We start from the raw sequence: 12,867 nt of genomic DNA on the forward strand, positions 1-12,867 counted from the left end.
CGTTGGGCAAGAAGGCGGAGCGCCGTCTAAAAATTGCAGGAATCGAGGGTTTCATCTCTGCCGGTTCTGTCGCGCCTCCTGGTTGCAATCATGTCGGAGTGTACGAATCATGGTTGCGGCTTGCGAAGCTGGTTCGCGAGCGGTGCGTGAATTAAAGGCCGTGCCGTGCTTGGGTAGCTGTCTCTGTTTAAGCCGTGAATTTTGGAGTGGACCAAGATGTACGACACCATCGAAGAAATTGAAGCTCTGTTCAATGAGGAATCGGAATCCTTCTCGCTCGAATACAAATCCGGCCACGTATTCAATGAGCTTTCAAGCAAGGTTCGCTCCGAACTGGTCAAGGACGTGAGCGCATTTGGGAACGGCGGCGGCGGGACGCTCATTATCGGAGTTGCCGAGGGTAATGATGGAAAGCGAAGCATGGCAACGGGCTTCGTACCGGTAACGAACGACAAGGTATCCGTCGAGCAGCTTACCAGCATCATTAGATCAAGCACCGATCCGGTTTTCAGTGCGTTCCGCATCAAGGTGCTGGAGCATTCTGACGGGCGTGTTTTCGTCATTGAAATCGATCAGGCAGATACTGCGCATCAGAACCGACTAGACAGGCTCTACTATCAGCGGACGGGCCCGATTTCAGAGCCGATGTATGATTTTTCCATTCGTGACGTGATGAATCGGCGGACGCATCCACGGGTGAAGCTGGACTTCGAAATACAAACTATTCAACACGAGTTGAACTTGCAACGATGTGTATATCGAGTCGTTCCTCGTCTTTTCAACGAAGGGAACGTGACCGCCCGACATTGGTCCCTATCGGTTGATCTACCTGCAAACGTGGTAAAAATTGGCTCAATCCGTGCTGGTATGCCGATGCGACACAGGGGCAACGTCAAACACAATGGCATCGAGTACCTCCGTGTAGAACTACACTCGGGACCAACGCCGAATAATCAGGCGGGTACACTGCTTCTGCCTGGGCAAGAGCGCCAGCTTACGCTGGATAGCGCATTCGCCGAAATTGACCTCGATGTCAGTAAAGAGATGCGGGTTCAGCTGGAGAGAAATGAGCCGCCCTTGCACTGGTCATTTTTTCTAGATGACGCACCGCGCAAGGATGGCGAAATTCCGTTTTCCAACTGGTGCAAGAACTAGCGCTGGCCTTGGTTCAACATCGACTCGGAGCGGTAGATAGTCAGGATTGCTAAAAGTATTCTGGAGTTGAACCAGGCGGTCTGTTGGGCGGGGTCGGTGAACCAGTCTGCAAGAGTCGGGCAGCGAGTGCCAAGCCATCGAGCCGCCGGAGCACCTGAACCAGTTGTGTTTTCACAAACAGGCCGCCTCGGGGTGCCCGGATTCCTAGTTTGTTGAGTGCTTCAACCATCTTGCGCTGGGACATGTTTTGAGCACGAAAGCCGTTGATGACCGGTGCTAGGCTCAACGCGTATTCGTCAGCCGCCTTTTGCCGTGCTTCAATGTTCGGCTTGAGGTTGATTGGTCCAGCAGCGCCGAGTACGACACCTCTGGCCTTGGCAGCACGCAGACTATCGCGAGTCCTCTCGGAAATTCTTTTGGTCTCGAATTCCGCAAAGGCGCTTAGGACATGTAGGGTTAACTCGTTGGCTTCCGGCAGGTCGCACGCGACAAACTTTATCTTTGATTCCATCAGACCTGAGATGAAGTGAACGTTTCTAGCCAGTCTGTCCAGTTTTGCAATAAGTAACCGTGCGCCGGTCTTCTTGCACAGTGCAAGTGCCAGTGCCAACTGCGGGCGCTTGACAAGTGCGTTGCTGCCCTTGCCGGTTTCGACTTCCTGGAATTCGGCAATGACTTCGCAGTCACTGCCCTTGAGATAGTTAGCGACAGTTTCTTTTTGCGCTTCGAGTCCGAGTCCGGATTGCCCCTGGCGTTGGGTTGAGACCCGAAAGTAAGTAACGAATTTTCCTGCGACCATGATTTACCCCGAGGGTCAAACTTTTTTCGCGCTGACAGGCAGATTTATGTCTGCGACCGGTAGTGGTCTTAAATCAAGACGACCGTTTAATACAAGTCCATTTTAAGTTACCGGGTAACGGTTTACAAGAAAACTCAGGGTTGCTTGTCAAAAATATGCGGTCTCTGTAAGGACGGTCAGCGGAGGGGCAGCGGCAGGTGAAGTTCAGTTGTCGGAGCCTTGACGGTTTTGGTGGATTCTGTCGGATATTTATTTATTGATTTATTTGGCGGACTGCGTTGATCGGGTCTGGTGCCTGAGTTAACCGCAGGGCGTGACCGGGTAACGGCGTAATATTCCGGGTAACAGTTCACGGTAGACGAGGAAATGAAAATTCCGACAAAGGCAGCAGCGACGAAGGCGGTTGTAAAAATACCAGTTGCTAAAACATCGGCAGAACGTCAGGCCGATTACAGGGCGAGACGCGCAACGGCGGGTGAGGGCGGCAACGGCGACCGGCGCTTGGACGTGTGGGTCAGCGCCGGAGCGAATCTAGCTCTGGAGCGTCTGGCACGCCGTCACAAGCTGACGAAGCGCGAGATGCTTGAGCGGTTGATCAAGCAGGCAGACGATGCGATCACGAGGAAACTGGAGCCGGACACGCCAAAGTGGGACAGCTATTTCAAGGGCGAGTGATGCGCACTATATATACAGACGATCATTGGGAAACGACGCCTTCCTGATGCTGGACAGGATAAGGATGGTAAGGCTGAGCAGGTGGCGCTCGAAGCGCTCCATGCGCTCGAAAAGCTGAACGCGTCGCCGGAGCAGATGGCTGACCCAAAAGCGCGGCGTGCCTATGAGGCTTATCTGGCGGGTTGATCCTTCTGGAGTCTGCACAAAACGTCAACTAGCACGGAGTGCTAAAGAAAGTCAACAAATTTCTTGACGGCGAGTCCGTGCCTGGCTACTCTACCGGTACCCGTGCATCTGACAGCACGCGGCTGTAGTTCATCGAACGTATCAACGTAGTTCATCAAATCGTGCCGGTCGCCCTTCGGAGGGCTGCCTGCACCGACACTGCTGTTCCGTAGGAAACCAAGCTCTATACGCATTTCGCCCGGGTTGCCATGCGGTTGCAAACGGGTTGCTTCAGGGTTGCCGTGCGGTCGCTGGCAACCTCTTTCTTGAAATCAAATAGGAGAACTTATGGAAAAGAAAGCCACACCGAAAGCCGACGATCCAGACGTATTCGCGAACATCAAACCCCGCGACCGGCGCACGTTGGTCAAAGCTTCACCGGCACGCACGCCTATAAAGAAACCCGCCCAGGTAAGCCGTATCGCTCCGGAGACCCAAACGCCGGTCGAAAAGCCGGTACCTGCTGCAATCGGCGAGCGGCCCGCACTGCCACTTGAACTGTCCGGTAAGGATGGTCCCGCGACCATCAGCGATGTGTGCGTCTTCCTGCGGCTGAACGGAATATCAGAAGTGCTGGCATACGACGAGTTCGCCAACAAACTGGTTGTTCTCGCAACCGATAAATGGGGCCTGCCGGTCGGTGAGATCAGCGACGAGCTTGTGGTCAGCATCGTGATCCTGATGCAGCAGGTGGATATCACGGTTACGGCTAACGGGGTTCGTGCCGCAGTCGCCAAGGTGGCGAGGGAAACGCGGATGCACCTCGTGCGAGACAAGCTCAACGGCCTGAACTGGCGCGGCAAAAGCCGTGGCAAAAGCCGCGTCAATACCTGGTTACCTAGGGTGCTCGGCGTGGCGGCTGACGATCCGGATTACGACTATCTGTGCGCGGTTGGCAAGAAATGGCTGCTCGGCATGGTCGCGCGTGCATTGAGCACGGACCCGGGCGGCATAGCGCTGCCAGCGACGCTGGTGTTCAGCAGCACCCGGAATACGGCTAACGTGCTCGAAGCGCTGGCGGTGCTGGGTGGCGCGGCGTTTTCGGACAGCCTGACACCCGGTGACCTGAAGCACGCTAACCCGCTCCACTCACCAGCTTGGATTGTGGCGCTGTTTGACTTCGCCGAGTTTGTGGAAAAGGAAAGTCTGCGCAGCTTCCTGGCGGCGACGACCGACACGTATCAAGCCACGCACGATAGCAAGGCAAGGAGGCATGCACGTGGCTTCGTGCCGGTCGGGGTCACGCGCGACACGGAGTATCTGAAGCAGGCAGAGGGCTATCACCTGTGGCCGGTGAACGTGGTTGGTGATGGCTTTAACATGGAGTGGCTGCGGGAAAATCGCGGTCAACTGCTGGCCGAAGCCGTGCACAGGTACAGGCAGGGTGAGCGGTGGGAATTCGATCCGGTCGAGGACCGCGCGATTATCGACCAGCTTAAGGTGCAAAGGTCGGCCCGACAGTACGCCGACTCGTGGGAGGAAGCGATTGAACGGTATCTGGACAACGTCAGCCGGAATTACCGGATGGACCGGCCCAGCACTGGCTGGGTGCGGATGGCGGATATCTTGGAGGCGGTCGGCGTGTCTAAGTCGGAGCGGCTGGAGCAGAGGCACATGCGCCGTGCTGGTCGGATCATGCGCCAACTGGGTTGGGAGAACAAAAAGGGTGCAACGTACGGCGGTGGGGTGGTATGGGTGAAGCCCGGGCAGTAATTTTCGTGTGAGGACGGTAAATAAATACGATCCAACCCGAACGGTTACATCGATCACGCTGACGCAAGCGGACGGACATTCAAAGGCTTTCCGGTTTCAATCTTCAAGCTGTACCAATTCGCCGTGAAGTTCGCGTGGCTGCTGGGCCGCATCTGGGTGACCTGCCGAGCGGTTCAGCGGTTCGGAAGTAAGCGGCTGGGGAACGCGCCTTGACGAGCTACGCTAATCGACGGTCACGGTTGGTTGCCAGCGATGCGGCAGCAATGCAGAGATGTCGCTGGCCTTGTGGGTCGGCAATCGCGTGAGGATGTCCTTCAGATAGGCGTGCGGGTCGTGGCCGTTGAGTTGGGCCAGCGACGGCTAGCTTCACGCCGAGAATTTTCGCGGCAATCATGTCTGCTTCTATACTGCAGATTGATACGCTAGCCAGTAAATAGCAAGCCCGGTCAATCCACGTCGCCTTTTAATTTTGGGAGATATATGTTCACGGCAAAAGATGCACAATTGATCCAAGAGGTCGATGATCATGGAGTGCCTCGTACCGACCCGACCGACAACCGGATCGAGGATACCTTGCGCCGCATCATTTTTGACATGAAGGCTCGTTCGCCTGATGCTCAGGTTACTCTCGTGTCGATCATCGAGCATGATGGCTCCGACGAGCAATTCGCTGCTTACGCCGAGACTTTGCGCAGCAACAGGTTCGACGTTCAGTTGGAGCATGGCTATCGTCCGGGTGAATCGGAGCGTTTCCATCGCTTTATCATCAACTGGCATTACGGCCTGACCGGTGGAAAGCTGTACTAAGTCGCCTGCCACGCCGCAGCCGTCGAGCGTTCCTGCGCGGTGAGCGGTTCCGCAGGTCGATGCGAACCGGGAATCTGGTTCAGCCTGCTAAGGCTGATGATAAGTAATGACAGCAGCTAGTTGGTATGCAATTGATTGCAACGGTGCCAGGCACGCGTGACGGCGTTACTATTTGTTCATCGTATTCCGTTCCAAGGACGTACGAAATGAAAATGATCCTTGCAGGTAGTTTGCTTGTCATCGGCGTGACCGGTTGCGCGTGGCAGAGCGACCCGCTAAAGGTCTCCGACAATACCTATCAGGTGTCCGCGAACGCATCCCCAGCACGGGGTGCAGCGACCGGCGCGCGACAGATGGCCTTAACCGCCGCAAACAAAAAGTGCGACAGCCTTGGGAAAAACATCGAGGTCACAAATACCGAGACGGGTTGGGCATTTCCAACAAATAGTGTGGTTACCGTAACGTTTCGCTGCGACTAGCGAAGACGTTGCCGGGGGATGGAACATGAACTGGGAGCGCATTCTGGGGTTCGCCAACGTCGCTTTGGTCGGGATTGGCCTGGTGGGCGGCGGGTATGAATGGTTTCACTTTAAAGCTACCTTTGAAGACCAGACGCTAAAACAACTGGCCTACCAGAACCAGCAGTTAAAGATCGCGTTGGGCACGGACGAACAGAAGCAGCTTGACTATGACGGCACGCTGACCGTAACCGAGATCAAGAAGTACCCGGACGGCACGCGACTCTATGACGTGCTGTATGACGTGAAGGTCAAGAACACGTCCAAGTCGCTTGTGCATGTCACCTATACCAGCGCCGAGCTATACCTAGGAGACCAATCTGCCGACGAACCTGCTTTCGGCTCAGCCCTCGCCATCAACGACGCCCCCGACCCGTGGCACCCACAGGACAGAGGGCCTATTGCGTGGCGACGGATCGCCTATGAGGCAGATGTTGACGATGGACCGACGAATCCCGGAGTTGCGAAGTGGATGCACGACCAAGGTTATGCGTTGATATCCAACGGCGGACTGACCGGCACGATGTCAAGCGGCGCATCGGACGAGTACGAACCGGAATTCCTGGTACGTGCTAGGCCGAACCAGTATGTTGACGTGACAGTTGGGTTTGGTGTGGACGATTCGCTGGATGTGACTTCGCCGGATGTAGGACTAATGGGCGACTCGTTGCTACTGGCAGATGCCACGATTAGCAAACGCGAAAATGCGGAGACAACACTAGGCCCGCACCGTGGTGGCAAGAGCAAACCTCACAACCAGGCGTTGCCGGAGCAGAAGCGCGACACCCGCAGCCACGACGTTACCGACGCGAGCGATTCGCTCGTGCTGCTGCCGAGCGAGACTAATGGTTACCACGACATTTAGTTGCGTGAACAGGGGGGAACGGCGACACACACTCAAGTGGTCGCCGCCCACGCGAACCTACCAGTGACGAATCCGTTAGACGCGCCCTTGGTGCCGCTTCTGCACCAGCGCGGCCCTTCTGGACAGGTTGGCCGACGGTATGGCCGTGTACTGCCACGTCACCGTCGAGCCCGGATTCGGATAAGTCGTATTCGCGCCGCTGGACGATGCAACGCCATTGACCAGCAACTCCCAATAGAATAACGAGTTACTCGGTAGCCCCGCAATACTTTCGACTTCGTATCCCAGGTATCCCGGGTACGGCACTGACTGGCTATAGCCGTAGTATTCGAGCGTGAACAGAAACGGATCGGAGTTCGAGGGCGTCTGCGCGAGCACGAAGGCCTGCTCCATCACTCGCAGGGCCGTGATTTCCGAGGTGAATGGAACGGAATACTCGAACAGTTGCTTATTGGTGTTATCGACAGCGCGCAGCGTAATCGGATTAAATCCAGCCATGGTTAACTCCGTTAGTTTGACGAGTACCCGGTCAAGCTTAGTCAATAGCCCGTCGACTTACAAGGCTGTTGGGGAATCAGCGAGGGCTGCATTATGCTCACATCTAAGGGGCAGTTTGATCGCCTGCGCCACTACTTGCTGTCTCAACCAGCAGCGGTGATTCAAGGAACGAATATTCCCTGCTACGCAACAGTGGACGTGCGATGAAAATGATTTTACGCGTGGGTCTCTCCCGCGCATCCCGTTTTCCAAGCCGCGCTTCGGTACCCATCTCAGGAATTCCAGCTACCGTCCCAAAAATGGTCGCGAACTGATTCATGCAGCAGGCATATGCAACGTAAGGCGCGAAAGACTATCGGCGCTGGCTATTCGCTTGGCCGCTGATTTGTCAAACTAATTGATGAGGATAGCTGAATCTGCAAGATGTACGAATCGGCGTTCTATGTATTGAACATAATCCGGCAACGTTGCCGTCGGTGCGCGGTGCGCGGTGCGACGGCATCGGCAGCGGTCGAAAGAAATAGTGCGGGTTCTCGCCTGTCGATCCGTCTAGCTGGATATAAGACTTTTATTTTTAAGTTCGGATACGGCGGGCTACGACTGCGGTTTAGGTCGGCGTGGCGCGAGTGCAGTAGACACGGGCATCCGTATCCCATCAGCTTGATGGTTAGGTCAGACGGTAGTTCTAAACGTGGCCGCCGTTTTTGAGAGCATACGTCGATGGTTCTTGTGCCTTCCGACGCAGACCTTCAGAAAAGCGTCGAAATGCCGTTTACGGTATTACGGGGGTAGAACTCCGAATTTTCCCCGCTTCATTTTGATTAACTACTAACGAGCCCGACTTTAACTATGCCTCGCGCGCAAGCCCCTTCACTGAGACACGAACTCATCGTCGCAATTGCGCCAGTCTTCCTTGGTGGATTTCTGTTCACGGCCTTGATCGAAACGTATAAAGATGACATGACGTCTCGGAAGGACCTGGTGCTTGATTTTTATCGGCCGATGCGCGACCAGCAGGCTGAGTGCCGTGCGACGGAGCAACAACTTGCGTCTGCGTACCAGACAGAGGCTGGTACATACAGGCTCATGCTAAATGAACTGGATCACATGGTTGCTGCTGATCCGGCGACGCGGGCACGTGGCTACGAGGTCCTGCCGCAATCTCTTCTCGAATCCAATAGCAAGGTGCTGGCACAGATTGGTGAGCTGGCGCCCAAACTAACGTTGTGTACGCAGGTACTCTATCGTAAATACGAAGAAGTCGCGCTTGCTACCGCAACCTACGATGAGTTCACGAAGATCGGCGAACAGCGTGATGCTGCCGTGCAGCCTCTGTATGGACAGCGCGCAACCCTTCTGAATCAGTTATCCAACCAATTTACATCGGAATCACTGATGAACACGCTAAGGGATTCGTTTCTGATGAACGACGATACCGCTGACGGGAGAAATGCAATAAAGGCCAAGGTGCACGCCATTGGGGACCCAGCAATCGGATTTTATACGCAGCTTGCTCGTAACGAGGCGGATATCCTTAAAGTCGAGCAAGAAGTAGACAAAAAATTGATTACCCTGTACGCAAAAAAAGTAAACCGACGCTATGAGAGGGGAGTTTTTTCCGCACTGTGGCCGTGGTGAAATCACCGTTGTGTTTCACGCGCTGGAGAATTTTTCCGCTGCGCGTCGAACCCCATCCGAAGTCGTCAAGGATACCAGCAGCAACTTGGTACTTGCAGTAACGGTAGCGGTACTCACGCCATCAGGCAGTAGCGTGGGACCTTTGAAACGAATGCTCACAGGATTCGATTTTTCCGCAGTAGTGTTGACGGTCGGCGCAAGCGGTCAATCGAGATATTTGGAGGGTCGCCGTGATGCATCCTTCAGCCATCTGCTTCGGTCGACGAGCGCCAGCTATGAAACGAAGGATTTCGGGGTCAATTCCAAGGGTGTTTCCTGCAATAATCGTCGCATTTTGGGAGGAAGTGTAATGTGTGCTTGGAAGCGAAAGCGATGCATTTTGCGAGCGATCCTAGCGCTGGCAACGCTAACGTTCCTACAGCAAGGGGCGTGGGCCGATGTCCCGGTTAGCTTTATCCGTATCCAGTGCTTGGGCGCGATCAACCGACTAGAGGTCAGTACGTTCATGACCTGGAATGTGTGCGACGCGAGTTGTCCGAAAACGGCGTCGCTTGAGAAGCAAGGCATATATGAGCTCAGCGACTTCATTCGGCGATATTCGAAGCAGCCCTTCGAGTGTGATCTCGGGTTGGGTCAAAAGGCTGTCTTGGCAGTGCTGGAGTACTGGCCTGGCAAAGCACTGCCGGGTATGGAATTCGAGGTAACGATCAATGGCAAACCGATTGTGCAGCCAAAGCGATTGGATGGAGATGCAGAGCTTGAACTCCAGGTCCAGGCGTTTCCGAGCTACGCGGATGGATCGGGCCGACAAGTGAGCCCTGCGTCGGTCTCTACCAACCTCTGCTTTTTGACAGACCGAAGCCCGCTTTCACTTCCGGGTTCGATGAGCTGCGAGAGGTATTTAGTGGACACGGATGAGGGATGGAAAAAGGAGCAGGCCGATAGCGCGGAATACGGGAAGATGCCTGCTCCGAACTGATGGCCGTACACGAGTGACTGCAGTCTTAACCAGATTGACGACGCTCAAATGATCGCGGATTTTTATATGAAGGTCTGGATGTTTAAACTGCCTTCAGGGTTAGGCTAGACAGCGATGCGCCCGGTTGCAGGCAGGCGTCGACTAGTCGCTGCTCGTCTGCCGGGTCGAAACCGCGCTTGCCACCGACACCAACGCGTGTCACCGGCAAGGGCAAAAAGGTCAGGCCGTCCTGGGCCATGGATTGCGTCCGCAACGACAACTTGCGGACGCAATCGTGAGAGCGCGCCGTCCAGGTCTCGCTCAAAATCGGACAGCCTCAACGCATTGATGAAATGTCCGCGGTTGCGCCCTCAACGCTGAAATGTGCAGCCTGGTACCCAGGAATCAGCCGCCCGAGGTTGCCGCGCCAGTGGTAGCCGGATTTCTCTTGGTGCCGTCGATACGTGCCAGAACGTTCTGCAACTGAAGGAGCGACCATTGGCCGCCACGTGTGGCTGCAATGTTCAGCCGGTTCAACTGTTCGACAATCCCGCGCTGGCTTAGACCCTGAGCACGGAGGCCGTTGATGACCGGCGCAACATCTAATATTTAGTCATTTTGCCGGGAAAGGGCGACGTTTACCAGATGAGTTACGGATATAGGTAGTAATCCAGAAAAATTTGTTGACGGATTGTGCTGGATGTGTTTGCCGGTTCAGTCGCGGCGAAGGATTGACGATCTGTGCTTTCGCTAAGGCGAAAGAGGGCGCATCGTGGTAGGTCACGATTTCAAGTTTGATAAAAACGCAACCAGATAAGCCGGTAGCCGGTCACCGCGGGTGCCAAACGAGCTTCGTGCTCTTGGGTAGTTCGGCGACAAATTGGAAGCCGAGTTGATCGTACAGACGACGGGCCGGGTTCCCATGCAGCACACTCAGAGTGACCGGAACGCCTACATGCTCCGCCTCCTTCAACACTGCAGTCAAGATGGCTTTGCCGATACCTCTACCTTGGTGCGACGGCATTATCTGTATCTGATGCACGTGCCATTCGTCAGGCATGCGGCTTAATTTGATCAGCCCTATGCTGCGATTTCCCTCGCAAATAATCTTCGCATCTTCGAAGTTTGACCTGATGCGCAGGTAGTGCGCCTCATCGTCGACCGGAACAGCGACTCGCTCCAGATGCTCGGTCATCGTTAGCTTGCGAAGTTGAAGAAGAAACGGTTCGTCATCCTTCGATGCGGCGCGCAAATTGATCGACTGATTCATGGTTTGTGCTATTCACCGTGAGCCGGATGGAAGTCAGGCTGCAGTTTATCGCTAATGGCGCAGCGCGGTAGTCGACGGCATGGCGACCGGCGGGTTCGAAAAAAAAGTTTCGGCATCGAGCCGCGCTATTCCGTATCTGGCGAGTAAATACGATGCATCGAAACGACAAAGGGGCGCACCTATGGACAAGAAGTACTCTGATGAAGATGTCATGCGCAAGCTGCGCGACATTGCTGAACAGTTCAAAACGGCACGTCGCGAGGACATGGCAAACGGCATGAGCGAAGAACAGGCGAACGAAGTAGCGCGCTGGCGCGTGGACGTATTTGTGCGGGCGCTGGAGGCATCGGATGCAGAAACAGTAGACCCGATGCTGAAACAAGAGATGGCGCTTTTGGGGATGAGCTTTGGCCGCTACCGCCACTGACTCGTCCGGAATCCTGCGCTGCCGGGTTCTGGCAAGAGTGGCGAGCGATCTACAAGTTTGCTGTTCTGCAGGTCCGTAACCAGCACGATTCATGCGGGTGCGAGAGCAGTCCGTCTAATGCCGGAAAACACCGTTGGCTGCGGCTAGGTCTTCGGGAGCAGGTGCTGTCGCGTCGCAATAGCCTAGTTTCATCGTGAGGGGCCGCTAGATGCGTCTGCAAGTTGTAAATAGGTTAGGGCCGAATCGAAGGAGCCACGCTATGCATAAAGAAATGTTGACCCTTGAAGAAATCACCGAGTACCGAATTCCCTACACGTTTTTTCCGACATCTGAATTCTTTCAGCGCGCCGCACGCAAGGAGTTTCCCGCCTACGCACGTTCGACTGGCAAGACTTTGTGGCACTGGCGCGAGGTCCTGGCGTTTCTCTATGAATGCATGCAGGAAGATGGAGTGCGGGCTTACCAACGGCAACGCAACCACCAGGAACGTCAGCATGCGTGAGCCTTTGATTGATGATCTGCGATTCGACGCGGCGTTACTCGATGATGCATATGCGCCGGATAGCAAAACGGGCGGTCTCATCAATGTCATGCAACCTGTTATCAGTGATTGGGCCGGGGTCAGACGGGAAGTGACGAAATCCGAGCGGCGCGAGCACATGAAGTCTGCGGACTGCCCCGCAATCATTTTCGGAAAATTCCGCACACTCAACGACGAAGGCAACTACGTTACGAAGGCAGGTGACCACCTGGAACATGCTTCAATGCTGGTCAAGGATTTCGATAAATTCCCGGTTGCTGAGTTCAAAGAGTTGGACCGGCGCTTGAACATGGGCCTGGGGCTACTGCCGTACAAATTCCTGCTCGCAAATTCATTCAGTCACATGGTGCGCAAGAGGGACGACCCGGACCCGGAAGTGCGGAAGGGGCCACTGGCGCGATTTCGCATGTTCATACCACCGACGCGGCCAATGACTTACGCCGAATTCGATCACATTTCGACCAGCCAGACGCGCATGATTGAGAGACTGCTGACTGATCTGTTGGGTGTCGAAATCGAAATCGATCCGGCGTCAGACAATCCGGTTCAACAGTACCGCACGCGGTTTCGCAGGGGGGCGCTGTACAGCTTCGAACCGGAAAACGACAATCTGTTCGACGTTGACAAGTTCCTGGCCACGCATCCGTTACCGGTGAAAAAAACTCGGGCGACACGGAGAGTAGACGCATTCCATTACACACAAGTCTGTTGCTCGACCTCGCGCATGTACCTGATGCCGGCAACGAAGTCCACTATTCGCTGCATGCCTAGCCAGATG

14 protein-coding genes and 1 pseudogene are annotated in these 12,867 nt (G+C 55.1%); 11 read left to right on the forward strand and 4 right to left on the reverse strand.

Features of this window, described 5'->3' with window-relative positions; all coding sequences use genetic code 11:
- Positions 1–216: 216 nt before the first annotated feature.
- A complete protein-coding gene (locus P3T42_RS07520) occupies positions 217–1,155 on the forward strand; it encodes an AlbA family DNA-binding domain-containing protein (RefSeq protein WP_429305596.1) in 939 nt (312 codons plus the stop codon).
- 49 nt (positions 1,156–1,204) lie between these two features.
- Here the strand turns inward: P3T42_RS07520 and P3T42_RS07525 are convergent, their stop codons facing one another.
- Positions 1,205–1,954 (reverse strand): recombinase family protein, encoded by a 750-nt coding sequence (locus P3T42_RS07525; protein ID WP_429305597.1) that lies wholly within the window; start codon positions 1,952–1,954, stop codon positions 1,205–1,207.
- Between the two features lie 366 nt (positions 1,955–2,320).
- Here P3T42_RS07525 and P3T42_RS07530 point away from each other — a divergent pair, with 366 nt between their 5' ends.
- Entirely contained in the window at positions 2,321–2,629 is a 309-nt protein-coding gene (locus tag P3T42_RS07530) for a hypothetical protein (RefSeq protein WP_429305598.1), read from the forward strand.
- A 513-nt stretch (positions 2,630–3,142) separates the two neighbouring features.
- A complete protein-coding gene (locus P3T42_RS07535) occupies positions 3,143–4,567 on the forward strand; it encodes a VapE domain-containing protein (RefSeq protein WP_429305599.1) in 1,425 nt (474 codons plus the stop codon).
- 222 nt (positions 4,568–4,789) lie between these two features.
- Here the strand turns inward: P3T42_RS07535 and P3T42_RS07540 are convergent.
- Positions 4,790–4,918 (reverse strand): annotated as a pseudogene (locus P3T42_RS07540) (transposase domain-containing protein); the annotation flags it as partial.
- 129 nt (positions 4,919–5,047) lie between these two features.
- Here P3T42_RS07540 and P3T42_RS07545 point away from each other — a divergent pair.
- The 3 genes from P3T42_RS07545 (at position 5,048) to P3T42_RS07555 (ending at position 6,757) form a co-directional block, all read left to right on the forward strand.
- The gene (locus P3T42_RS07545) at positions 5,048–5,374 is read left to right on the forward strand and encodes a hypothetical protein (protein WP_429305600.1); all 327 of its coding nucleotides are present in this window, start codon (positions 5,048–5,050) and stop codon (positions 5,372–5,374) included.
- Between the two features lie 206 nt (positions 5,375–5,580).
- The gene (locus P3T42_RS07550) at positions 5,581–5,853 is read left to right on the forward strand and encodes a hypothetical protein (protein WP_429305601.1); all 273 of its coding nucleotides are present in this window, start codon (positions 5,581–5,583) and stop codon (positions 5,851–5,853) included.
- A gap of 25 nt (positions 5,854–5,878) precedes the next feature.
- The gene (locus P3T42_RS07555; protein ID WP_429305602.1) at positions 5,879–6,757 is read left to right on the forward strand and encodes a hypothetical protein; all 879 of its coding nucleotides are present in this window, start codon (positions 5,879–5,881) and stop codon (positions 6,755–6,757) included.
- 75 nt (positions 6,758–6,832) lie between these two features.
- Here the strand turns inward: P3T42_RS07555 and P3T42_RS07560 are convergent, their stop codons facing one another.
- Positions 6,833–7,255: a DUF4430 domain-containing protein gene (locus P3T42_RS07560; protein WP_429305603.1), complete on the reverse strand. Its 423-nt coding sequence runs from the start codon at positions 7,253–7,255 to the stop codon at positions 6,833–6,835.
- Between the two features lie 849 nt (positions 7,256–8,104).
- On the opposite strand from P3T42_RS07560, the gene P3T42_RS07565 reads away from it, so the two are divergent.
- Both P3T42_RS07565 and P3T42_RS07570 read left to right on the forward strand, forming a co-directional pair.
- Complete coding sequence (locus P3T42_RS07565) at positions 8,105–8,893, forward strand: hypothetical protein (RefSeq protein ID WP_429305604.1); 789 nt, start codon at positions 8,105–8,107, stop codon at positions 8,891–8,893.
- A complete protein-coding gene (locus tag P3T42_RS07570) occupies positions 8,856–9,872 on the forward strand; it encodes a hypothetical protein (RefSeq protein WP_429305605.1) in 1,017 nt (338 codons plus the stop codon). The genes P3T42_RS07565 and P3T42_RS07570 overlap by 38 nt, the downstream gene beginning before the upstream one ends.
- Positions 9,873–10,680: 808 nt before the next feature.
- Here P3T42_RS07570 and P3T42_RS07575 read toward each other — a convergent pair.
- Positions 10,681–11,121, reverse strand: coding sequence for a GNAT family N-acetyltransferase (locus P3T42_RS07575; RefSeq protein WP_429305606.1), 441 nt, complete (start codon positions 11,119–11,121; stop codon positions 10,681–10,683).
- A 181-nt stretch (positions 11,122–11,302) separates the two neighbouring features.
- Between P3T42_RS07575 and P3T42_RS07580 the strand changes: the two genes are divergently transcribed.
- The 3 genes from P3T42_RS07580 to P3T42_RS07590 form a co-directional block, all read left to right on the forward strand.
- Complete coding sequence (locus P3T42_RS07580) at positions 11,303–11,548, forward strand: hypothetical protein (RefSeq protein WP_429305607.1); 246 nt, start codon at positions 11,303–11,305, stop codon at positions 11,546–11,548.
- A gap of 259 nt (positions 11,549–11,807) precedes the next feature.
- The gene (locus P3T42_RS07585) at positions 11,808–12,050 is read left to right on the forward strand and encodes a hypothetical protein (protein ID WP_429305608.1); all 243 of its coding nucleotides are present in this window, start codon (positions 11,808–11,810) and stop codon (positions 12,048–12,050) included.
- Positions 12,043–12,867 (forward strand): hypothetical protein (locus tag P3T42_RS07590; protein ID WP_429305609.1); only part of this gene is annotated, 825 nt, incomplete at its 3' end. The genes P3T42_RS07585 and P3T42_RS07590, both read left to right, overlap by 8 nt.

Source organism: Paraburkholderia sp. GAS38 (genome assembly GCF_050434965.1).
Lineage (GTDB): Bacteria > Pseudomonadota > Gammaproteobacteria > Burkholderiales > Burkholderiaceae > Paraburkholderia > Paraburkholderia phenazinium_A.